The following is a 20,834-nucleotide window of genomic DNA, read 5'->3' as shown; positions in this document are numbered from 1 at the left end:
CGTATGCGATTCCGTCGTTCGGTTGAGACCCGTTCCGTCTATATAGAGACAACAAGAAAGGAATCTGCATGTCTGAGTTTGCTGCCGGTCCTGCCGGTCGTATCGAACGTGTCCGTGCCCTGATGGTCGAGCGCGGCTATGACGCTATCGTGGTACGCGACGAGGCCAATCTTCGTTGGCTCACGGGCGTGAAGGGCGTCTTCGACTACACCTTCGAGTTCCCGCACGCGGCGTTTATTACGGCCGATCAGTGCCTGTTCCATACCGACTCGCGCTACCTCAACAGCTTTGAGGAGAACACGCCCGCCGGCAGCCCCTGGGTCTACGACATGGACGAGGGCACCATCCCCGGTTGGGTCGCCGGCAAGATCGCAGCCAACAAGTGCCGCGTCTGCGCTGTCGAGGACGACATGCAGATCAACTTCTACCAGGGTATTCAGCGCGGCCTGGAGGACCGTTCCGTCGCCTGCATGCTGCCGCTGATGCACGACGACATCCGCAAGATGCGCGCCATCAAGGATGCCGAGGAGATCGAGCTCATGCGCCATGCACAGTCGATCACTGACGCCGCCTTCCAGCACATGCTCGGCTTTATTAAGCCTGGTATGACCGAGAAGCAGGTTCGCAACGAGCTCGAGAACTTTATGTTCGCCAACGGCGCCGACAGCCTTGCCTTCGGCTCCATCGTGGCGAGCGGCCCCAACACCGCCAACCCGCATGCCGTCCCGAGCGACCGCGTGATCGAGAAGGGCGACTTTGTCCTCATGGATTACGGCGCGGGCTACTGCGATTATCGCTCCGACATGACACGCACTGTCGTGATGGGCGAGCCTACCCAGGAGCAGCTCGACCTGTACGCGCTCGTGCGCCGTACGCACGAGGAGTGCGTCGCTGCCATCCATCCGGGCGTCGAGGGCAACGACATTTTCAAGCTTTCCAAGAAGATTATCGGCGATGCCGGCTATGGCGATTATTACAACCATGGTCTGGGTCACGGCGTGGGCATCGACATCCATGAGCTGCCCAACTTCAACCGCAGCAAGAACACCATCGAGGTCGGCTCGGTTATCACCATGGAGCCCGGCGTGTATCTGCCCGGTGTGGGCGGCGTGCGTCTGGAGGACTACGGCGTGGTCACCGAGAACGGCTACGAGCCCTTCACCAAGACCCCGCACGACCTGCACGTCATCGATTGCTAGCCCATTTCGATAGATTTTTGGGGCGGGGCGTCCGGATCGATTCGGACGCCCCGCGTTCTCTTTTTATGCGCTCGCTGCAGGCGCCGTCAGCAAGTGTATAATTTCGGTCGTATGTAATTTGGACGCTTGTGCGTTCTGCCCATAACAAGAAAGGTCGCTATGCCTACCATTTCTACCGCCGACTTCAAGAACGGCCTCGGTCTCCGCATCAAGGACAAGGTCTACACCATCGTCGAGTTCCAGCATGTCAAGCCGGGCAAGGGCGGCGCGTTTGTGCGCTACAAGACCCGCGACATCAAGAGCGGCCGCGTCGTCGAGAACACCTGCAACGCTGGCACCAAGTTCGAGAGCGTTATGCTCACCACCCGTGAGTTCCAGTACCTCTACAACGATGGCGCCGACTACATCTTCATGGACAATGAGACCTATGAGCAGGTTCCCGTTCCCGAGGACATGGTGGGCGAGAACTCCAAGTGGCTGCGCGAGAACGACATCTGCCAGCTGCTCTTCGCCGACGATGAGCTCATGGGCGTGACGCCGCCGATGTTCATCGAGACCACCATCGTCCAGACCGACCCGGGCTTTAAGGGCGACACCGTCCAGGGTTCCACCAAGCCGGCCACGATTGACACCGGCGCTGTCATCCAGGTCCCCATGTACCTCAACGAGGGCGAGGTCATCAAGGTTGACACCCGCGACGGCAAGTTCGTCTCCCGCGTCTAGCAACCAACTCTTCTAGGAGGACTCATGCCCCAGGAAATCAAGATTGACGGCATCGGCATTTCGCCCGATGTTCTGACCGCCATCGTCTCGCGCGCCGTGTCGGATGTCGAGGGCATCGCCTCCGTTGGCGTCAAGGACCTTGCCACCAACCTTGTCTCCATGATGCTCTCGTCCAAGGCCCCGGCTTCCGAGCCGGCGGTCGAGGCCGAGGTCGTCGGCGACAAGCTCGCACTCACCGTGCGTGTCGTGGTGTTCTTTGGCTATCCGTTCAAGAAACTCGCCGAGGCCGTTCGCGCCGCCGTGGTCGCCGCCATCGATGCTCAGGTGGGCGTTGAGGTCGAGCGCGTTGACGTTTGCATCGATGGCCTCGTTTTCCCCAAGGAGTAACCTTTGAGCCTTAAGGTTTATCGCGGGCGTACGCTTGCCCGCAGTCAGGCGCTGCAGCTGCTGTTTCAGGCCGAGGCCACGGACAGCCCGCTCGAGCGCGTCCTCGAGGGCGATTTCCTGATCTCGAAGGGCCCCCTCGACCCCTATGCGCTGGAGCTTTGCCGTGGTGCCTACGAGCATATCGATCGCATCGACTGTGCCCTGCGCGCCGTCGCCAAGAACTGGGATCTTATGCGCATGCCCGGCGCCGACCGCAACCTGCTGCGTATCGCCGTCTACGAGATGCGCTTCCTCACCGACGAGGAGGTCTCGGACGCCATCGTGATCAACGAGGCCGTCGAGCTTGCCAAGGCCTATGGCACCGATCAGTCCGCGTCGTTTGTCAATGGCGTGCTGGGCAAGATCGCTCGCAGCGAGGAGCTGCCGGGCGAGGACCTGTACCAAGAGCTGCTGGCCGAGGACCGCGCTCGCGAGGAGGCGCAGGCTGCAGAGGCTGCCGCAAAGGTCGCCGCCGCTCAGGCTGCCGCCGGTGTACTTGCCGAGGATGCGGACGCTGCCGAGGCTGTCGTCGACTCCGTCGAGGAGTAGCCATGCCAGAGGGTTCTGTCCGCAACTTTGACGAGATTTCGGACCGTCTGGACCAGATCATCGCTACCGTTCGCTCCAAGGATACCTCCTTGGAGCGTTCACTCGATCTGTTTGACGAGGCGATTGAGCTGGGCTCCCGCGCGGTCGATATGGTCGACAAGTTTGAGCTTACGCCGCGAGAAGCCGACAAGCTCGAGCAGGAATACGATGAGGATGCGGCAAACGAATCCCAGGATAGCTAGGCCGCATCTCCGGATACGAATGGTTGATGGCATTCATGAAACGTGTGCGTCTTGATGACGAACTGATTTCACAGGGCATCTGCGCCGATCGCGCGGATGCCCTTCGCACTCTTATGGCCGGCTTGGTCTCGAGTGGCGGCGAGCGCTTGACTTCGCCGGGCCTTAAGGTGATCCCGGGGCTGCCGCTGCACGTGAAGGGGCGCATTCCCTATGTTGGCCGCGGCGGTCTTAAGCTCGAAGGCGCGCTTGATGCGTTTGGCATCAATCCGACGGGCCTTGCCTGTCTGGATGTGGGCTGCTCTACCGGCGGCTTTACCGATTGTCTGCTCAAGCGCGGAGCTGCGGCCGTTGTCTCGGTGGACGTGGGTCGCGCCCAATTCGATTGGTCGTTGCGTCAGGACGATCGCGTAACGCTGCATGAGCGCACAAACGTGACGCAGCTGCCTGAGCTTGGCTATGCCGGCGCTCTCGACCTGGCTGTGTGCGATGTCTCGTTTACCAGCATCGCGAACATTATCGATGCGGTGCTGGCGTGCCTGGCGCCTACGGGTGCATTCTGCACGCTCGTAAAGCCGCAGTTTGAGGCTCCGGCGGCGCTGGTGGGCGAGGGCGGTATTGTGACCGATCCCGCCGTGCGCCGCGATACACTTGTTGCGGCAGTTGAACTCTTTGCTGCCAAGGGGCTGTTCCCGGTCGATGTGTGCGTGTCGCCCATTCATGGTGCCAAGGGCAACGTTGAGTTTTTCCTGTACGGCACGAGGTTTGTCCCCGGCGAACGCACCGACGATGAGCTGCAATCCCAGGTATCGGTTTTGAGCGAGAAATCTGCAACGCTATGAAGGTCTTTCTGGTTCCCAATTACTACAAACAAGAGGCGGTCGAGAGCGGCCTGATGCTTGAGCTTTGGCTGACGCGCCAGGGCTATGAGGTCGCATGGGCTGCCGACCAGCGATCGAAGATTCAGAGCACGCCTGATATTGACGGCTCCGATCTGGTCATTACGCTCGGCGGCGACGGTACGTTGCTGCGCGCTGCCCGCATCCTCAACCATCGCGAGATTCCTATCCTCGGTCTTTCCTATGGTCACCTGGGCTTTTTAACTGCTGCGAGCCCCGAGGAGCGCGACATTCTGCAGGTCGTGAGCGACGCCCTGTCCGGTGAGCTGCACGTGAGCCGTCGCGCCACCATCGCCGCGGATATCGTATCCGTGCGCGAAGACGGTACGAAGGATGTCGTGCGCACCTTCGCCCTCAACGACATGGCGCTTACCCGCGGTCCGCTGTCCGATATGGTCGAGTTCGACATCACGGTGTCGGGCCACCATATCGACCGACTGCGTGGCGACGGCGTGGTCGTGTCCACGGCGACTGGTTCTACGGGGTACGCGCTCAGTGCCGGTGGCCCCATCGTGAGCCCCGACTATACGGGTATGGTCTGCGTACCTATTGCGCCGCACACCATTCAGGCCCGTGCCTTCTTGACTTCGCCGAGTGATGTCGTCGAAATCTTTATGTCTGATGACCGTCCGAGCGTTCCGGCGATCGCTATCGATGGACAATTTATTACTTGCGATGGCACCGTTGAGAGCGTGGCGGTGCGTCGCGGGCCCGGTGATGTGCTGCTGCTGGATTACGGCCCCGAGAGCTTCTATAACTCGGTGAGCCGCGTATTCTACGGAGTCCGTCATGATCGATGAGCTGCAGGTTTCTAACATTGCGCTCATTCGCGAGGCGACGCTGCTGCCGAGTGCCGGCCTGACTGTCCTGACCGGCGAGACCGGTGCCGGCAAGACCGCGCTGCTCTCGGCCCTCAAGCTTATTTTGGGTGAGCGCGCGGATTCGTCTATGGTGCGCGAGGGCGAGGCGCTGGCGAGCGTCGAGGCGCGCCTGTTTGACGGCCCGCACGACACGGAGGGCTTCATCGTGCAGCGCAGTCTTTCTGCCGAGGGCCGCAGCCGCGTGAAGATTGACGGACGCATCGCCAGTGTGCGCGAGCTTTCGGAGCGCGTTGGCGTGATGATGGATCTGTGCGGCCAACACGAGCACCAGCGCTTGCTCGATCCGGCGCATCATGTTGCGATGGTCGATGCCTGGGCAGGGCGCCCTGCACTCGAGGCGCTCGAGCACTACCGCGCCTGCTTTAAGGCTTCGCGCGCTGCCGCTAAGGAGGTTCGACGTGTCGAAGAGACCTCGCGTGCGCAGGGGAGCCGCGTCGAGGAAGCGCGCTTTGCGCTCGAGCGCATCGGCGAGGTCGACCCCAAACCGGGCGAGTATGAGGAACTCGAGGAACTGCTGCCGCGCTCCGAACATGCCGAGGTGCTGGTTGCCACAGCTAATGATGCCCATGCATCGCTTGCCTCTGAAGGGGGAGCGCTCGATGCCGTGAACAGCGCCGTGGCAGAACTTTCCCGTATGGCTTCCGTCGATCGCAAACTTGGCGACATTGCCGATTTGCTTTCGGATGCCTGTATCTCCCTTGAGGATTGCGCGAACGAACTTCGTGCCTATCGCGATGGCGTCGCCTTCGATCCGCGCGAGCTCGCTCGCATGCGTGAGCGGTATTCCGACCTCAAGGGCCTGCTGCGTCAGTGGGGTCCTACCATGGACAATGTTTTTGCCATGCGCGATCGCTCGCAAGAGCTGCTGTCCATGGTCGATGATGGCGATGAACAGATCAGAAAGGCGCGTGAGGCACTCGGGAGCGCCGAGCACGAGTTGTTTGCCGCTGCCAAGGCACTTAAGCGCGCTCGCAATGTGGCGGCCCCGCGCTTCTGCCACGAGGTTTGCCGCCAGATGGCTCGCCTGGAGATGGGCGGCGCCGAGCTCGTCTGGGAGTCGCGTGATCTTCCCCGTGCTGAGTGGACGCCCGTTGGTCCTTCGAGCTACGAGCTGCTATACCGCAGCGGTGCCGGTTTGACTCCACGTCCCCTGCGCCGCATTGCGTCGGGCGGCGAGCTCAGCCGCGTCATGTTGGCAAGTAAGGTTGTCCTCGGTAACGCGGACGGTGTCGATACGCTGGTGTTTGACGAGGTCGATGCTGGTGTCGGCGGCTCTACCGCACGTGCCCTCGCGAGCGTGCTGGCAGATCTCGCCGCTACGCATCAGGTGATTGTCGTAACCCACTTGGCGCAGGTTGCGGTCATGGCCGACAAACATTATGTTGTCAGTAAGGAACCGGGCGATGTTCCCCAGACGCATTTGGACGAGGTGACCGGCGAAGCGCGTACCGCCGAGATCGCCCGCATGTTGAGCGGCGATCAATCGGAGGCGAGCTTGGCGCATGCCAAGCAGATGCTTGAAGAAGCTCGAGGTTAGGTCGTATCAGCGGTGTTGGTGGGACAAAATAGACTGAATTTTTTGTCTCACTTCGCGTTTTACTCCACGACCTTATCCGGTTGGATGAGTTCCTCATAGTAGCTGATGTGCTCTCGGGCGTCCTCGATTTCGGGCAGCAGGAAGTTGTAGATGACCTCTATGATCATCGTGGCGCTCATCTTGGAGAATGCGAAGTCACCCGTTGTCAGCAGCGCTTCGTGATTGACGGTATTAAAGGTGTAGTCGGCGAGGCGTGCAAGTGGAGACTTGCTATCGCTGCTGATGACGACTACGGTTGCGCCGCAGTTGCGAGCCGCTTTTGCCATGCGATTCAGTCGGCGCGATTTGCCAGAGTTTGAGATTAGCACGATGACGTCACCCGGGCGTAACGTGAGCGCAAAGCCGATTGATGTCTCGCTAATGGTGCTCGCCATGCAGCGCAGGCCCAGCTGCGAAAACTTAAACGTCGCATCGAGCGCGACCGCGTTCGTATTGCCCACGGCGGCGAACTCAATAACGCCGGCATTCTTAAGCGCGTGTACAACTGCGGCCAACGTGTCGTGATCAATGCCGTCGATGGTCGCATTAAGCTCACTCACCTTGGCGGCGAGGATATTTTTAAGGCTCTGCTCCATGTTGTCGAGCGAGACCTCGTCGGTCAGGCCCTCGTTGCGCTGACTCTCTAAGTCGCGCGCCAACGAAAACTGAAAGCTGCGGAAGCTGCCAAAGCCCAGCTTGCGGCAGAAACGCGAAACGGTCGCCTCGGACGTGGCGGCAGCGCGCGAGAGCTGAGCGGCCGTGAGGCGTGGCGCTTCGGACTGGTGCTCCAATATATAGTCGACAATGCGCTGCTCGGACTCGCTGTATCCCTGATGGGTACTAATGAGGGAAAGTGCGCTCTTGCTACTATCGGTCATGGATGGCTCCTGGTTGGCATGAAAATCTAGCTTGATTTGCAATGCCATAGTATACGGGCATTTTCAATTACAAGATACACCTTGCCGTTTCAAGTGTTGATGGTAAACTTTCACTTGCCGTTTACGGTTATGAAAGAACCTTTCACCGGAGAATTGCGCCTTGTCTCTTCTCACGCGGACGGTAGGTTGGTATCTTTCAAGTGTGGAAAAACGCGCATCGAAGCGCGTGTAGGGGAGCGCCCGCGGGCGCTGTACTCAAGAAGGAGGGACACATGGCTAAGTTTGACATCATCGCCGCGACCGGTTGCCCGACCGGCATTGCGCACACCTTCATGGCGAAGGAGGCGCTGGAGAAGGCTGCTGCCGAGCGAGGTCTGACCATTAAGGTCGAGACTCATGGCCAGGTCGGCGTCGAGAACGAGCTCACCAAGAGCGAGATCGCCGGTGCCAAGGCCGTCGTCGTCGCAGCCGATAAGGATGTCCAGGCTGAGCGTTTCGCCGGTAAGCCCATGGTTTCCGTTGGTGTTTCCAAGGCCCTGTCTGTCGAGGCTGCTGGTAAGCTGATCGACCGCGCGCTCGCCGCCAAGGGCGACGACACGGTTGCCGCTGCCGCCGATGTCGAGGACGAGGTCGAGGAGAAGGAGTCCATCGGTCACGTCATCTACAAGCACCTCATGAACGGCGTCAGCCACATGCTGGTCTTCGTCGTTGCCGGTGGTGTTCTGACCGCCATTTCGTTCCTGTGGGGCATCACGTCCTTTGATTCGACGGCTGCCGACTACAACAGCTTTGCCGCGATGCTCAAGATTATCGGCGGTATCGCCATGAACCTCATGGTTCCGGTGCTCTCCGCTTACATCGCCGAGTCCATCGGCAAGCGCCCAGCGCTCGTCCCCGGTTTCGTCGCCGGTATGATTGCCATCCAGGGCCTGCCTGTTAACGCCGAGACCGGCATGATCGACGCCGGTGGCGCCGGCGTGGGCTTCGGCTTCCTGGGCGGCATCGTCGGCGGCTTCCTCGCTGGCTATGTCATCCTGCTGCTCGAGAAGGTTTTCTCTAAAATTCCTGCGAGCCTTAATGGCCTGAAGGCAATCTTCCTGTATCCGCTGTGCTCTACCGCCATCGTCGGCCTGGTCATGCTCGGTATTTCCGGCCCCATGGCTGCCATTAACCAGGGTATGATGGATTTCCTGCAGAGCCTCGGTAACTCCGGTCCGGTGATCCTTGGCCTGGCCATCGGCTGCATGTGCGCCTTTGATATGGGCGGCCCGGTCAACAAGGCTGCTTACGCTACTGGCACCTTCCTGCTCGGTACCGCTCTCGAAGCTGGCGTCGGCACCGAGACCTACAACTTCGGCACCAACTTCATGGCTGCCGTCTCCGCCGCTTGCATCGTTCCGCCGCTGATCACCACCTTCGCCGTCGTTGTCGGCAAGAAGTACTTCAGCCAGGAGGATCATGACGCCGGTATCGTCAACCTCATCCTTGGTTGCACCCACATCACCGAGGGCGCCATTCCGTTCATGACCAAGAACATCTGGCCCGTCATGCCCATCATGATGCTCGGTTCTTCCATCGCTTCCATCTTGACCATCTTCTTCAACGTTCACGATCCGGCGCCTCACGGCGGCTTCCTGGTCCTGCCCGTTGTCGAGAACGGTCCGCTGTGGGTCCTCGCGATCCTCATCGGCGCTGTGGTCGGTGGCATCCTGTTCGTGGCCTTCAAGAAGTACGACTTCGAGAAGAATCAGAAGGCCGCTCCTGTAGCCAGGTCCGTTGAGGCCCCCAAGGCCGCTGCCGTCGAGGCCCCCAAGGCCGAGGCTGCCGACTTCGTGAAGGTCGAGAATGTCTTTGTCGCCGAGGACTTCGCTTCTCGTGACGAGGCTCTGAGCTTCGTTTCCAACCAGGCTGTCAAGGCCGGTATCGCCAGCGACGCCGACGCCGTGATGAACGCCTTCCTGGCCCGCGAGGCCGAGGGCACCACGGGCATGATGGAGGGCTTCGCCATCCCGCATGCCAAGTCCGACGCCATTACCGAGGCTGCCGTCATCGTCGTCAAGGACGAGTCCGGTGTGACCGGTTGGGACACCATGGACGGCGCTCCCGTCAACGTGGCCATCGCGCTGCTCATCCCGGGTGCCCAGGCCGGCACCACGCACCTTAAGATCCTGTCCAAGGTCGCCGAGGCGCTCATGGACGAGGACTTCCGTGCCACCGTCAAGGGTTCCACCGACGCCGCCAAGATCGCCAAGACGATCAACGCCCGCCTGGTCTAATCCCGCAACACGCGAATACCATCGCCCCCTGTATATAAGGCGGAGTCCCTCTCCAGGGCCTCCGCCTTTTTCTACCCCTCCCATAAGTTGCGGTGAAATAGGGACTGTTTAAACGATTCAACCCCAAATTTAGTCCCTATTTCACCGCAACTTATAAAAGGTCATAGAGGGGGCTACCTATCGAGTCTTTGTCGCGAACGGTTCATCAGCCTGAATTCCGTTTGCACGATATTGCTCTGGACCGACCGAGTTTCCGCAGCTTGCTCGCCCACAGGGGGCCGGACGCGGCCAGTGAGATTTATCGCGAGTTCCGCACGAGCCGAAGAGCACTTAATGTGCTCTTCGTGCGAGCAGGACTGTAGAGCAGGAAATCTCACTGGCCGCGCCCGGCCCCCTGTGGGCTAGCAAGCGGACGACAAACACATCTGTCCAACAATTCGTGCGAAACATAATGAAAAACAGTTTGATGTGAGTTAATATAAACAATGTCGTGAATCTGACTCCTGCCACATGCATGACAGGGGTTAAACACAAAAAGGAGTCAACTATGGTTTCTGAGAAGGCTACCCTCGTTAATCCTCAGGGTCTGCACATGCGTCCGGCTGGTCTGTTCGCCTCCACCATGGGCAAGTACGCCTGTGACGTGACGGTCGTCACCCCCGAGAAGGAGGTCAACGGCAAGTCCCCGATGGCCCTCATGGCTGCTGGTATCCCCTGCGGTACCGAGGTCGAGGTCAAGTGCGACGGCGCCGACGAGGCCGAGGCTCTGGCTGCTGCCATCGAGCTCATCAAGAGCGGTCTTGGCGAGTAGAACTCAAACGGGTCGCATGTTGAACAACTAAGTTCATATTTGGGGGCGCAGTGACCTGTTGTAAGGTAACTGCGCTCTTTTGTCATGGATATGGCAAAACGCTTTATCACATGACACGGAGAGAGGAATGGGAATGTATCAGGGAGTCAACGCTTCCGAGGGCATCGGTATCGGCACCGTCATGGTCGCCGTCGATCCCGACTTGACGTTTGAGCCGCACGAGGTTGCTGATTCGGCAGCAGAGAAGGAGCGCTATCAGTCCGCTCTTTCGGTCTTCTGCGAGAAGACCCAGGCTCAGGCCGACCACATGAAGGAGACGGTGGGCGAGGCCGAGGCCGAGATCATGAGCGGACACATTGTTCTGGCTCAGGATCCGGGTATGACCGACGCCATCAACGCCGCCATTGACGGCGGTACCTGCGCCGAGCAGGCGCTCATGGACACCTCGACCATGTTCGAGAACATGTTCCTGTCCATGGACGACGAGATGTTCCGTCTTCGCGCGGCTGACATCGCCGACATCCGCACCGGTATTCTGGCCGAGCTGCTGGGCAAGGAGGTCGTCGACCTCTCCGTCCTGCCCGAGAACACTGTCGTTGTCGTGCACGACCTCACGCCGTCCATGACCGCCACGATCGATAAGGCCCACGTTGCCGGTATCGTCACCGAGACCGGTGGCCGCACGTCGCACTCCGCGATCATTGCGCGCGCCCTCGAGATCCCGGCTGTCCTTTCGGTCTCCAACAGCTGCACCGCACTGCGCAACGGCATGACCGTTGTCGTCGACGGCGGCAAGGGTATCGTCGAGGCCGATCCCGACGAGGAGACGCTCGCCGCCTACACCGCCAAGGCCGAGGCCTTCGCTGCCGAGAAGGCAGCCCTCGAGGCCTTCCGTGGCAAGCCGTCCGTGACTGCCGATGGCATCAAGAAGATCATCGCCTGCAACATCGGCAACCCCGATGACGTGCCCAACGCGCTCGATCACGACGCCGAGGCTATCGGTCTGTTCCGCTCCGAGTTCCTGTTCATGGACTCCGCTGAGCTTCCTTCCGAGGAGGAGCAGTTCAACGCCTACCGTAAGGTCGCCAGCGCGCTCAAGGGTGCTCCGGTCATCATCCGCACGCTCGATGTGGGTGGCGACAAGGAGATTCCGTATCTGCATATGGTCAAGGAAGACAACCCCTTCATGGGCTTCCGCGCCGTGCGTTACTGCCTGGCCAATCCCGACCAGTACAAGGTCCAGCTCCGCGCTCTGCTGCGCGCTAGCGCCTTCGGTGACGTCAAGATCATGATCCCGCTCGTCACCTGCGTCGAGGAGGTCTTGGCTGTCAAGGAGCTCGTCGAGCAGTGCAAGGCCGAGCTGACCGAAGAGGGTCGCAAGTTCAACGAGAACATCGAGGTCGGCATCATGGTCGAGACGCCCGCCGCTTCGCTGCTCGCAGACCGTCTTGCCGAGGTCGCCGACTTCTTCTCCATCGGCACCAACGACCTGATCGGCTACACCATGTGCGCCGACCGTGGTAACGACACCATCTCCAACCTGTACCAGGTTTACTATCCCGCCGTGCTCCGCTCGCTCAAGAACATCATCGAGAGCGGCGTGAAGGCCGGCATCATGGTCGGTATGTGCGGCGAGGCCGCTGCCGATCCGCTGCTCGAGCCGCTGCTGATCAGCTGGGGCCTGGAGGAGTTCTCGATGAGCGCTCCGTCGATCCTGCGCGCCCGCAAGACCATCAGCCAGTGGACCAAGGCCGAGTGCGACGAGCTCGCCGAGAAGGCGCTCGCCTGCAACACCGCCGCCGAGGTCAAGGCACTGCTCGAGTCCGCAGCTCGCTAATTTGGTATCAGAGGTAACCGCGTGGTTGGAATGGGCCGGCCACGCGGCCCTCACATATACAGGGGGTACTGTAAATGTTCTACACGCTAACCGCTAACCCGGCTGTCGACATGACGGTTTCGAGCTCTCCGCTCGAGCCCGACGAGAACGTCCGCACCGGCTCGGCCAGCTACACGGCTAACGGCAAGGGCCTCGACGTGTCCTTCGCCTTTAAGAAGATGGGCGTCGACACCGTCGCGCTCGGCTTCTTCGCCGGCTTCACGGGCAAGTTCATCGTCGAGGAGGTTATGAACCTGGGTTGCCTCTGCCGCCCGGTCTGGACCGACGGTATCACGCGCATTAACACCTACGTCAACGATGGCCAGCACGAGTACGGCATCCTGAACCCGGGTGCTCCGATCACGCCGCAGCACCAGGAGGAGCTCTACAACATCCTGGACACCGCGGGCGATCTCGAGTGCCTGATCGTCTCCGGCTCCGTGCCTCCCAAAGCTACGCCCGACTTCCTGGCTCAGGTCATGGAGCACGCTCAGGCTCGTGGCGCTGACGTCGTCCTGGACCTGTCCTCCGATAAGCTCAAGGAGCTCGCTCACAAGAAGCCGCTGCTCATCAAGCCGAACCATCACGAGATGAAGGCCATCTTCGGCGTGCCGGTCGACACCGACGACGAGGTTCGTGTCGCCATGAAGATGGCTCACGACGCTGGCGTTCAGAACGTGCTGCTCACCCGTGGTAGCCGCGGCGACGCTTACTTCTCCAACGGCGAGGACATCTGGTACGCCAAGCGTGAGTTCAACATCAAGCTGGTCTCTTCCGTCTGCGCCGGCGACTGCACCCTCGCTGCGTTCCTGCACAAGTGGTACAGGGATCGCGACAACGTCGAGGAGGCCATGAAGCTCGCTATGGCCACCGGCGCCAACGTTGCCGAGTCCGTCGGCATTGGTGACTTCGGTCACGTCGACGAGTACAGCAAGCGCGTTGCTGTCCGCAAGCTCGATCGTCAGTAATCGAAACGCGACATATTCGTGCGCATGCGGCGCCCCGGTTTCGGCCGGGGCGCCTTTTTTGTTCCGCCATGGGGGAGAGGTGTCCTGCCGTACTTCATCGCTTCCACACCGTTCACCGAGTTGTCCTAGCCTTTTACCGATGCGTGGAATATACTTTCATTAACACGTTGCTTCGTGAAAGGAACATTCATGATTTACACGCTCACTGCTAATCCCGCCATTGATTACAACATCGCCTGCGACGGCCTTACTGCCAATACCGTCACGCGTACCCGCAATGCCGTCTACACGCCCAACGGCAAAGGCCTCAACGTCTCGTTTACGCTTGACCACTATGGTGTCGACACCACGATCCTGGGTTTCTTCGCCGGCTTCTCGGGTGAGTTTATCGTTAAGGGCGCCGAGGCCCTGGGCGTGCCCGTCAAGCCCGTGTGGACCGACGGTATTACGCGCGTCAATGTGTTCCTCAACGCCGGTCCCGACACCGAGTACAACATGGTCAATGCCGGTGCCGCCATCAATGAGGCCAACGAGCAGGAGATGTTTGAACTTATCGATTCGCTCGATGACATGACCTGCCTGGTCATCAGCGGCTCGCTGCCTCCTAACACTTCCGAGGGCTTCTTGGCCGAGGTCCTGCGCCGTGTCAAGGCCAAGGGGGCCGAGTTCGTCCTCGACATCTCGAGCCATCAGCTGGCAGACCTCATTGCTCTGGAGCCACTGCTGATCAAGCCCAATGACGACGAGCTGCTTGACATCTTTGGCATCAAGGTGAGCGGTGGCGACGACGAGTCCGTCAAGGGCGCTATGGCCGAGCTGCACGCCAAGGGCGCCAAGAACGTGCTGCTGACCCTTGGTGGCGCCGGTGCGTACTTCTCCAACGGCGAGCATATCTGGTTTGCCAACCGCACCTTCGACGTCAAGCTGCTGTCGACGGTGTGCGCCGGCGATTCCTCGCTCGCTGCCTTCCTGTCCGTGTGGCACGACGCCCCCGAGCGCGTCGGGGACGCCCTGCGCCTTTCGATGGCCACTGGCGCCAACGTGGTCGAGTGCCCCGGTCTGGGTGATTTTGCCAAGGTGGACGAATATAAGAAGCACATCGAGGTTCGCCAGGTCTGCTAGTTCCGGCACCTTGTCTGAATAGTTTGATTATTTCGCATCCGTCTTAGACTAGGACGGATGCGTTTTTGTTTATCGGACTTGCGTGTGCAGTGGAGACTGTTTCTTGCTAGACTTCTTGCAGACGCAATCGATAGCCAATTTGATAGTCGCAGGAGGCCATAGGCATGTGCAATGTTTCGCTCAACGGTACTCAACCGTCCGATGCGTCCCTGCGCGTCCTGCGCGCGCTTGAGGCGGCTGGTCTTGAGGCTTGGTACGTGGGCGGTTGGGTGCGCGACGCCCTGATGGGATGCCCCAGCCACGATGTTGATATGTGCTGTAGCGGCCTGTGGCAGGAGTCCAAAGCGGCGCTCGAGGCCGCCGGCATCGCGGTTGTGGAGTCGGGCATTAAATTTGGCGGAATCACGGCTATTTCCGATGGCGAGCGTATCGAGGTCACCACGTACCGTCTGGATGGCTTTTACACCGATGGTCGTCATCCCCAGAGTGTGGAGCGTGCCGCCTCGCTCGAGGACGATCTGGCGCGCCGCGACTTTACCGTCAACGCCATGGCCTGGCATCCCGAGCGCGGGCTTGTCGACCGCTACGACGGCCAGGGTGACTTGGAGCGCAAGCTGATTCGCGCTGTCGGCGATCCCAAGCGTCGCTTTAACGAGGACGCCCTGCGCATGCTGCGTGCGGTGCGCTTTGCCTGCCGTCTGGACTTTATGATTGAGCCCGAGACTAAGCGTGCGCTTGCCGAGTACGCGCCGCTGCTCGATGCCGTGGCGCGTGAGCGTGTGGGTATTGAGCTCGAGGGCATTCTTTCGACCGGTCATGGGGGAGACGCGATGCTCCGCTATCCCGAGCTCATCTGCGCCGCCGTGCCCGAGTTGGCAGCGGGTCGCGGGTTTGATCAGCGCAGTGTCTATCATGCGTTTAACGTCTACGTGCATATCGCCCGTGTGCTGACGGTGGCGGGGGAGCTCGCGCTGTGTGACGGCGTCGCGCCCTCGTCGAGCCTTATGTGGGCGGCGTTTTTGCACGATGTGTCCAAGCCCGAGTGCTTCACGGTCGACCATGCCGGTAGCGGACACTTCTACGGTCATCCCGAGCTCGGCGCCAAGAAGGCGCGCGTCATTATGGATCGCCTGGCGCTCTCGCACGACTTGGTGCGCGACGTGTGCCTGCTCATCAAATACCATGACAAGCCGCTGCGCCCCGAGCGCTCCTGCCTGCTCAATATGATGCGCGCGCTTTCGGGTGAGGGCGTCGACACGGCCCGCCTGATTGACGAGCTCATGGACCTTAAGCGTGCCGACACACTTGGCAAGGCCCCGTCGTGCTTCTATTATGTTGAGACGATTGAGGAGATGCGCGCGCTGGCGCACGAGCTGCTGAAGGCAGGGGAGCCCTATACGCTCAAGATGCTCGCCATCAACGGCGGCGACCTGATCCGTGCCGGAGTCAAGCCCGGGCCGGAACTGGGTCAGCTTCTCAACTCCGCCCTCGACGCCGTGATCGAAGACGATATTCCCAACGAGCGCGAAGCTCTTTTGGTTCATCTCAACTTGAATTAGCTACCAAGTTTACCTGCGTATTCCATAACCTGCCGACAATTTTTCGGCAATTTGGAATTTCTTCTTGCGCTGACGTTTTTTGTCCCGTAATATATTTCCTCGCAGCACGGCAGTGCAGATGTCATGTGGCCCGTTCGTCTAGCGGTTTAGGACGCCGCCCTCTCAAGGCGGAGATCACCAGTTCGAATCTGGTACGGGCTACCACGCATCTGATACCCGGACTTCCCATGGAAGGTCGGGTTTTTTTATTTTCATACAGCCGTCTGCAATTCCCGTTTGAACCAGAGCTTTGCGTTCTGCCTATGGCCCTTACGGGTACAATATCCAAGATATTTTGACTGTTAGAAGGAGTCTCATGACGGAGTCCTCTCAGCATACGTCTAAGCCCCAGGTCGAGGTTGAGGCCTCGGGCGGCGATGACAATAAGAGCGCACGCCGCGGCGCCATCTTTATCGGCGTCGTGCTGGTAGGTTATATCGTCTATCTGGTGGTAACCGGGCAGATGGGGCAGTTTTGGGCCGCTATGTCGAGCGTCCAGGCGTCATGGCTCGTTGTCGCGTGTCTTTGCATGTTCATGTACCTGTTCTTTGGCATTGTGGCCTATGCGATCGCCGTCTGGCTCGATCCCAATTCGCCCGTCGGCATCCGCGACCTGATCTCGGTCGAGGCGAGTGGCATCTTCTTTGGCAACCTGACGCCCATGATGATGGGCTCCACCCCGGCTCAGATCTATCGCCTGACCAAGGCCGGCCAAAACGTGGGCGAGGCCGGCGCCACGCAATTCACGCGTTTTATCGTGTACCAGTTTGGCCTGGTCGCCTGGGGCGCTATCCTGCTGCTCGCCCGTATGCCGTTTTTTGCCGAACGCTACGGCGACATGACGCTGCTGTGCGTCTTTAGCTTTGGTGGACACTGCTGCATCTTGCTTGGCATCTTCGCCGTCGCGCTCATGCCTAAGACCGTCACGCGCGTCGCCCATTGCATCATCAATTGGCTTGAGCGCATTGGTGTCTCGGCCACTAAGATCGAGGGTTGGCGCACGTTTGTCGATGGCGAGATCTACTCCTTTTCCGAGAAGTTCAAGCTTTCGGCCGGACATTTTTCTTCCATGCTGCTCACCGTGTTTATCACCATGCTGCAGCTCGCGTTTTTCTATCTGGTTCCGTATTTCCTGATGCTTGCCTTTGGCCACCACGAGGTCGACTTTTTCTCGGTCATGGCCGCGAGCGCCTTTGTCCAGCTGTTAAGCTCTGCGGTTCCCTTGCCCGGTGGAACTGGTGGCGCTGAGGGCGGCTTTGCATTGTTCTTGGGTCATTTCTTCGGTTCGGCTTCGACCGCCGGCTATCTGCTGTGGCGTCTCATTACGTTTATTTCGCCTACCATTTTGGCTGCGCCCCTGCTGGGACTTAAGAGCGCCCACAACGAGAGCATCCATGCGCGCTGGGATCGCGTGATGCGCAAGCTCGGCCGCACGCCTCAGACGCCCTCTGCGCCCACTAAGCCGCACCCCACGAATGCTGTTACCGTTGATCCCAAGAAGCACGCTCAGAAGGCTTCTGGGACCGCAAAGCCGGCTCATAAGGCCTATGTGCGTCAGACAGGAGACGGTATTCGCGTATCTCCGTCGGCACTCAATAAGAAGAAGCACCCTAAGTCGCAGTAGGGCAGTCGTGCGTTCTTCATGATGCGAGGCATATTTGTGCTGTATGGGGGATAATCCTCTTACGTAGATTATCTCTCATCTGTTGATGAATGCTCGCATATCGAAGGGACACGCCCATGGCAACCAGCAAACCGCGTCTTGATCGTCGCATCGTTCGCAGCCGTAATGCCATCCTTTCGGCTTTCGAGCGCCTGCTCATGGAAAAGCCGCTGGCAGACATTACGGTGAGTGCCATCGCGCGCGAGGCCAATGTCGACCGCAAGACCTTTTACGTTCACTTTGGTACGGTTGACGGCCTGCTCGATGCCATTGCCGCCGATGTGGTGGAGATGATTGTCGACTCGGTCGAGAAAACGCTTGCTTCTATGGACGGTGACACCAGCGAGCGCGCTCTTGGCGCGGCGGCGACCTTCTTTAAAACCGTTAATGAGGCACTGTGCAACAACTTGGTGCTCAATCGTCAGCTGATCGAGAACATTCCGCTCGATGATTTCATGGCTCGTCTTCGTGCGCCGCTCGAACATGAGATTGCCGAGCGCGATCTGCTGCCCCAAGGTCTCAAGGACGAGATGTTCGACTACTATCTGGCGTTTTTGCTGTCGGGTATTATCGGTATCTATCGCACGTGGGCGCTGTCTGACGGCTCGGTTCCTATCGAGCGCGTCTCTGAGGTCGCCAACGACCTGACTCTCAATGGTCTGTCGAGTCTGGAATCTCGCTTGGATTAGGCCTAGTTGGGCTCGTCGGCGTGGAAATTCCTGTTCCTGAGGTTCTCCGGCGCCTTGGAGACCTTGCCGGCGTAGGAGCTGTAGCCTGAGGATCCTTAAAAGAAAGTCCAGTTTATCCTTCCCACTCCAATTTTGGAATCCTCCGATGCGCCTTCGCACGCTTGCATGACCTCGATACCATGCGAGCGTGCGAACTCGACGAGCTCTGCGTTGCGGGCGTTTATGGTGCCGAAGGCAGCGGGGCACACGATAAGGCGCGCGCAGTGGACGAGGAGCTCTTTGGCGCGGGCTATGGTTTTATCCCCGATCGGCTCGAAGGCGCGCTCGGCCACGCATTCCGTCGCCAGGTCGCGCGCGAGCTCGCAGTCGATGTCCCCTTCGTGCAGAATGCCCGCGTAGAACGCCTTGCCCTGCCGGATGAGCTGGCGAAACACAGCTGACCCCGTACCTGCGCCGGCGATGACGAACGTGTGCGCATCGCCGTGTGGGCGCCCAATTTCCACGCTGCCGAAGCGCTCGTTGAAGGTGCCATGTTGAAGGCCGTAGAGCTCGCCAATCGTCTCGCGCGTGAATATGTCCTCGGGTGCGCCGGCGCGGAAGACCCGACCGTCCTTCACGCAAATCACCTTGTCGGCGCTTTTCTGCGCTAGCTCGAGTTCGTGGATGGACATGATGACAGCCACATTCCGCGATTTCGCAAGGTGACGAAGTATTCGCAGCAGGTCGATCTGGTAGCGGATATCGAGATACGACGTGGGCTCGTCGAGCACTAGCACACGCGGATCCTGCGCGATGGCGCGTGCGAGCATGACGCGCTGGCGTTGCCCGTCGCTTATCTGCATGAAGTCGCGCTCGGCGAGCTCTTCCACATGTGCGGTTTTCATGGCCTCGTCGACCCGACTATGGTCGTCAGGCGAAAGTGTTCCCATTCGCCCGGTGTAGGGATGCCTTCCCGCCTCTACGATATCGCGGCAGGTGAGGAGCTCGGTCCGGGGGCGATCTGTCAGCATAACGGCAAGGTTCCTTGCGAATTCCGCCGTCTTCCATCGGGAAATCTCCCGCCCGTCGAGCTCGACCGCGCCGGCAAGCGGTGCCAGATGGCGCGTGATGGTTTTCAAGATGGTCGACTTGCCCGAGCCGTTCGGCCCGATGAGCGCCACGACGTCGCCCGCGCGAACCTCCAGATCGACGCCTTCGACTACGACCTTCTTGTCGTAGCCCGCCGACAGGTCGCTTATGCGGAAAAGCGGCGCTCCGTCAGCCTGCGTTTCGACCGGGGTTTCGAGGTTCGACTCCGCTCGGAGGAGGCGTTTCGCGTGCAGTTCCGCACGAGCCGAAAGTGCCTTCTGGCGCTTTCGTGCGAGCTTAGGACTGTCTAAGCACGGAATGTCCCTTCCGAGCGTTTTGGGCTGCGGCACGAATTTTCCCATCTACCTCACCCGCTTCTTCAACATGAGTGCGATAACCACCGGCGCGCCGAAGATGGCGGTGACGGCGCTGATGGAAAGTTCGACGGGAGAGAACAGCGTGCGCGCGATCAAATCGCAGCCCGCGCAGAAGATGGCGCCTCCCAAGAAGCACGCAGGAATCACGCGGATGGGCTTCGACGACTTTATCGCCGACTTCACGAGATGTGGAACCGCGATGCCTACGAACGACACCGGACCAGCGAACGCGGTCACGCAGGCGGAGAGCATGCTCGCTAGAAGGACGAGCACCACGCGGAAGCGTGCGACGTTCACGCCGACGCTTTTCGCGTAGGCTTCTCCCAGCTGGAAGGCGGAAAGGGGCTTCGATATCGCGAATACGCATGCGCTCACGGTGATCACCACGACCGCGATGACCGCGATGTCGTCCCAGCTCGAACCCGAGAAACTACCCAAAGACCAGTTGTGCAGGTTCACGATGGACTGGTCGTCGGCGAAGGCGATAAGGAAGTTCGTCGCCGCCGAGCAGATGTATCCCACCATGACGCCCGCCACGATGAGCATGGCCATGGAACTTATGCGCCGTGCGATGAGGAGCACGAAGCCGATGGTGATAAGCGAGCCCAGAAACGCTGCGGCCACCATGGCCGGCGAGGACATGGCCTGGTTCGCGCCCAGAAGCACGATCATCGTAAGCGCGACGACGAACTTTGCGCCCGAGGAGACGCCCAAGATGAACGGGTCGGCGATGGGGTTGTTGAAAAACGTCTGCAGCAGGAACCCGGAGAGCGAAAGTGCCCCGCCGAGAAGCACGGCTGAAAGCACGCGCGGCAGGCGAATCTCCCAGATGACTTGGCTTTCCATGGAATTGGCCGCGCCGCCCGAAAGGATGCCGGGGATGTGGTCTGCGGGCACGAGCACGCTCCCGATGCACAGGTTGGCCCCGACGAGCACGATGAGGACAACAGCGAGCAGCGCCGTCACGACGCGACACCGCGCGGCGCGTCGTGATTCGTCGTATGTCATGGAAAGCC

Annotated in this window: 19 protein-coding genes and 1 tRNA gene; 17 read left to right on the top strand and 3 right to left on the bottom strand. The window is 60.1% G+C overall.

Features of this window, described 5'->3' with window-relative positions:
- The first annotated feature begins 68 nt into the window (after positions 1 to 68).
- The 8 genes from AB5202_RS02430 to AB5202_RS02395 all read left to right on the top strand — a co-directional run bounded on the left by AB5202_RS02430 (position 69) and on the right by AB5202_RS02395 (position 6,453).
- Positions 69 to 1,199, top strand: coding sequence for a M24 family metallopeptidase (locus AB5202_RS02430; protein ID WP_117769618.1), 1,131 nt, complete (start codon positions 69 to 71; stop codon positions 1,197 to 1,199).
- A gap of 159 nt (positions 1,200 to 1,358) precedes the next feature.
- A complete protein-coding gene (gene efp, locus AB5202_RS02425; protein WP_117806186.1) occupies positions 1,359 to 1,922 on the top strand; it encodes an elongation factor P in 564 nt (187 codons plus the stop codon).
- 24 nt (positions 1,923 to 1,946) lie between these two features.
- Positions 1,947 to 2,309 carry an Asp23/Gls24 family envelope stress response protein gene (locus AB5202_RS02420; protein WP_006233982.1) on the top strand — a complete coding sequence of 121 codons (363 nt, stop codon included), beginning with the start codon at positions 1,947 to 1,949 and terminating at the stop codon, positions 2,307 to 2,309.
- Positions 2,310 to 2,312: 3 nt separating this feature from the next.
- On the top strand, positions 2,313 to 2,897 hold the full coding sequence (nusB, locus tag AB5202_RS02415) for a transcription antitermination factor NusB (protein WP_215692873.1): 585 nt from the start codon (positions 2,313 to 2,315) through the stop codon (positions 2,895 to 2,897).
- A gap of 2 nt (positions 2,898 to 2,899) precedes the next feature.
- Positions 2,900 to 3,139 (top strand): exodeoxyribonuclease VII small subunit, encoded by a 240-nt coding sequence (locus AB5202_RS02410; RefSeq protein WP_006233978.1) that lies wholly within the window; start codon positions 2,900 to 2,902, stop codon positions 3,137 to 3,139.
- Positions 3,140 to 3,174: 35 nt separating this feature from the next.
- Positions 3,175 to 3,978, top strand: a complete 804-nt coding sequence (locus AB5202_RS02405; RefSeq protein WP_195621376.1) for a TlyA family RNA methyltransferase — start codon at positions 3,175 to 3,177, stop codon at positions 3,976 to 3,978.
- Entirely contained in the window at positions 3,975 to 4,835 is an 861-nt protein-coding gene (locus AB5202_RS02400) for an NAD(+)/NADH kinase (protein WP_035138200.1), read from the top strand. The genes AB5202_RS02405 and AB5202_RS02400 overlap by 4 nt, the downstream gene beginning before the upstream one ends.
- Positions 4,825 to 6,453 (top strand): DNA repair protein RecN, encoded by a 1,629-nt coding sequence (locus tag AB5202_RS02395; RefSeq protein WP_368144364.1) that lies wholly within the window; start codon positions 4,825 to 4,827, stop codon positions 6,451 to 6,453. The genes AB5202_RS02400 and AB5202_RS02395 overlap by 11 nt, the downstream gene beginning before the upstream one ends.
- A gap of 59 nt (positions 6,454 to 6,512) precedes the next feature.
- On the opposite strand, the gene AB5202_RS02390 is transcribed toward AB5202_RS02395, so the two are convergent.
- The gene (locus tag AB5202_RS02390; RefSeq protein ID WP_055286452.1) at positions 6,513 to 7,370 is read right to left on the bottom strand and encodes a MurR/RpiR family transcriptional regulator; all 858 of its coding nucleotides are present in this window, start codon (positions 7,368 to 7,370) and stop codon (positions 6,513 to 6,515) included.
- A 272-nt stretch (positions 7,371 to 7,642) separates the two neighbouring features.
- On the opposite strand from AB5202_RS02390, the gene AB5202_RS02385 reads away from it, so the two are divergent.
- The 9 genes from AB5202_RS02385 to AB5202_RS02345 all read left to right on the top strand — a co-directional run bounded on the left by AB5202_RS02385 (position 7,643) and on the right by AB5202_RS02345 (position 18,373).
- On the top strand, positions 7,643 to 9,646 hold the full coding sequence (locus tag AB5202_RS02385) for a fructose-specific PTS transporter subunit EIIC (RefSeq protein ID WP_195621316.1): 2,004 nt from the start codon (positions 7,643 to 7,645) through the stop codon (positions 9,644 to 9,646).
- Between the two features lie 547 nt (positions 9,647 to 10,193).
- Positions 10,194 to 10,457: an HPr family phosphocarrier protein gene (locus AB5202_RS02380; RefSeq protein ID WP_022094575.1), complete on the top strand. Its 264-nt coding sequence runs from the start codon at positions 10,194 to 10,196 to the stop codon at positions 10,455 to 10,457.
- A 133-nt stretch (positions 10,458 to 10,590) separates the two neighbouring features.
- Complete coding sequence (ptsP, locus tag AB5202_RS02375) at positions 10,591 to 12,294, top strand: phosphoenolpyruvate--protein phosphotransferase (RefSeq protein WP_035138206.1); 1,704 nt, start codon at positions 10,591 to 10,593, stop codon at positions 12,292 to 12,294.
- A 74-nt stretch (positions 12,295 to 12,368) separates the two neighbouring features.
- Complete coding sequence (locus tag AB5202_RS02370; protein ID WP_006233969.1) at positions 12,369 to 13,301, top strand: 1-phosphofructokinase family hexose kinase; 933 nt, start codon at positions 12,369 to 12,371, stop codon at positions 13,299 to 13,301.
- Between the two features lie 189 nt (positions 13,302 to 13,490).
- On the top strand, positions 13,491 to 14,423 hold the full coding sequence (locus AB5202_RS02365; protein ID WP_138112436.1) for a 1-phosphofructokinase family hexose kinase: 933 nt from the start codon (positions 13,491 to 13,493) through the stop codon (positions 14,421 to 14,423).
- Between the two features lie 164 nt (positions 14,424 to 14,587).
- Entirely contained in the window at positions 14,588 to 15,982 is a 1,395-nt protein-coding gene (locus AB5202_RS02360; protein WP_195621314.1) for a CCA tRNA nucleotidyltransferase, read from the top strand.
- A gap of 127 nt (positions 15,983 to 16,109) precedes the next feature.
- A tRNA-Glu gene (locus tag AB5202_RS02355) sits at positions 16,110 to 16,186 on the top strand.
- 151 nt (positions 16,187 to 16,337) lie between these two features.
- Entirely contained in the window at positions 16,338 to 17,645 is a 1,308-nt protein-coding gene (locus tag AB5202_RS02350) for a lysylphosphatidylglycerol synthase transmembrane domain-containing protein (RefSeq protein ID WP_368144070.1), read from the top strand.
- 116 nt (positions 17,646 to 17,761) lie between these two features.
- Positions 17,762 to 18,373, top strand: coding sequence for a TetR/AcrR family transcriptional regulator (locus AB5202_RS02345; protein WP_195621312.1), 612 nt, complete (start codon positions 17,762 to 17,764; stop codon positions 18,371 to 18,373).
- Positions 18,374 to 18,468: 95 nt separating this feature from the next.
- On the opposite strand, the gene AB5202_RS02340 is transcribed toward AB5202_RS02345, so the two are convergent.
- Together AB5202_RS02340 and AB5202_RS02335 are read right to left on the bottom strand one after the other, a co-directional pair.
- Positions 18,469 to 19,803 carry an ABC transporter ATP-binding protein gene (locus AB5202_RS02340; protein WP_368144072.1) on the bottom strand — a complete coding sequence of 445 codons (1,335 nt, stop codon included), beginning with the start codon at positions 19,801 to 19,803 and terminating at the stop codon, positions 18,469 to 18,471.
- The gene (locus AB5202_RS02335; RefSeq protein ID WP_195621308.1) at positions 19,804 to 20,826 is read right to left on the bottom strand and encodes a FecCD family ABC transporter permease; all 1,023 of its coding nucleotides are present in this window, start codon (positions 20,824 to 20,826) and stop codon (positions 19,804 to 19,806) included.
- Positions 20,827 to 20,834: the final 8 nt, after the last annotated feature.

Origin of the sequence: Collinsella aerofaciens (genome assembly GCF_040915545.1) — a bacterium.
GTDB lineage: Bacteria > Actinomycetota > Coriobacteriia > Coriobacteriales > Coriobacteriaceae > Collinsella > Collinsella aerofaciens_BE.
The sequence above is the reverse complement of the archived record's forward strand: the minus strand, read 5'-3'. Positions and strand labels throughout refer to the sequence as shown.

What these genes read in the sequence shown, in the direction of transcription:
- AB5202_RS02430 (WP_117769618.1), top strand. Translation starts at nt 69, where the DNA reads ATGTCTGAGTTTGCTGCCGGTCCTGCCGGTCGTATCGAACGTGTCCGT.
- efp (WP_117806186.1), top strand. Translation starts at nt 1,359, where the DNA reads ATGCCTACCATTTCTACCGCCGACTTCAAGAACGGCCTCGGTCTCCGC.
- AB5202_RS02420 (WP_006233982.1), top strand. Translation starts at nt 1,947, where the DNA reads ATGCCCCAGGAAATCAAGATTGACGGCATCGGCATTTCGCCCGATGTT.
- AB5202_RS02410 (WP_006233978.1), top strand. Translation starts at nt 2,900, where the DNA reads ATGCCAGAGGGTTCTGTCCGCAACTTTGACGAGATTTCGGACCGTCTG.
- AB5202_RS02405 (WP_195621376.1), top strand. Translation starts at nt 3,175, where the DNA reads ATGAAACGTGTGCGTCTTGATGACGAACTGATTTCACAGGGCATCTGC.
- AB5202_RS02400 (WP_035138200.1), top strand. Translation starts at nt 3,975, where the DNA reads ATGAAGGTCTTTCTGGTTCCCAATTACTACAAACAAGAGGCGGTCGAG.
- AB5202_RS02395 (WP_368144364.1), top strand. Translation starts at nt 4,825, where the DNA reads ATGATCGATGAGCTGCAGGTTTCTAACATTGCGCTCATTCGCGAGGCG.
- AB5202_RS02390 (WP_055286452.1), bottom strand. Translation starts at nt 7,370, where the DNA reads ATGACCGATAGTAGCAAGAGCGCACTTTCCCTCATTAGTACCCATCAG.
- AB5202_RS02385 (WP_195621316.1), top strand. Translation starts at nt 7,643, where the DNA reads ATGGCTAAGTTTGACATCATCGCCGCGACCGGTTGCCCGACCGGCATT.
- AB5202_RS02380 (WP_022094575.1), top strand. Translation starts at nt 10,194, where the DNA reads ATGGTTTCTGAGAAGGCTACCCTCGTTAATCCTCAGGGTCTGCACATG.
- ptsP (WP_035138206.1), top strand. Translation starts at nt 10,591, where the DNA reads ATGTATCAGGGAGTCAACGCTTCCGAGGGCATCGGTATCGGCACCGTC.
- AB5202_RS02370 (WP_006233969.1), top strand. Translation starts at nt 12,369, where the DNA reads ATGTTCTACACGCTAACCGCTAACCCGGCTGTCGACATGACGGTTTCG.
- AB5202_RS02365 (WP_138112436.1), top strand. Translation starts at nt 13,491, where the DNA reads ATGATTTACACGCTCACTGCTAATCCCGCCATTGATTACAACATCGCC.
- AB5202_RS02360 (WP_195621314.1), top strand. Translation starts at nt 14,588, where the DNA reads ATGTGCAATGTTTCGCTCAACGGTACTCAACCGTCCGATGCGTCCCTG.
- AB5202_RS02350 (WP_368144070.1), top strand. Translation starts at nt 16,338, where the DNA reads ATGACGGAGTCCTCTCAGCATACGTCTAAGCCCCAGGTCGAGGTTGAG.
- AB5202_RS02345 (WP_195621312.1), top strand. Translation starts at nt 17,762, where the DNA reads ATGGCAACCAGCAAACCGCGTCTTGATCGTCGCATCGTTCGCAGCCGT.
- AB5202_RS02340 (WP_368144072.1), bottom strand. Translation starts at nt 19,803, where the DNA reads ATGGGAAAATTCGTGCCGCAGCCCAAAACGCTCGGAAGGGACATTCCG.
- AB5202_RS02335 (WP_195621308.1), bottom strand. Translation starts at nt 20,826, where the DNA reads ATGACATACGACGAATCACGACGCGCCGCGCGGTGTCGCGTCGTGACG.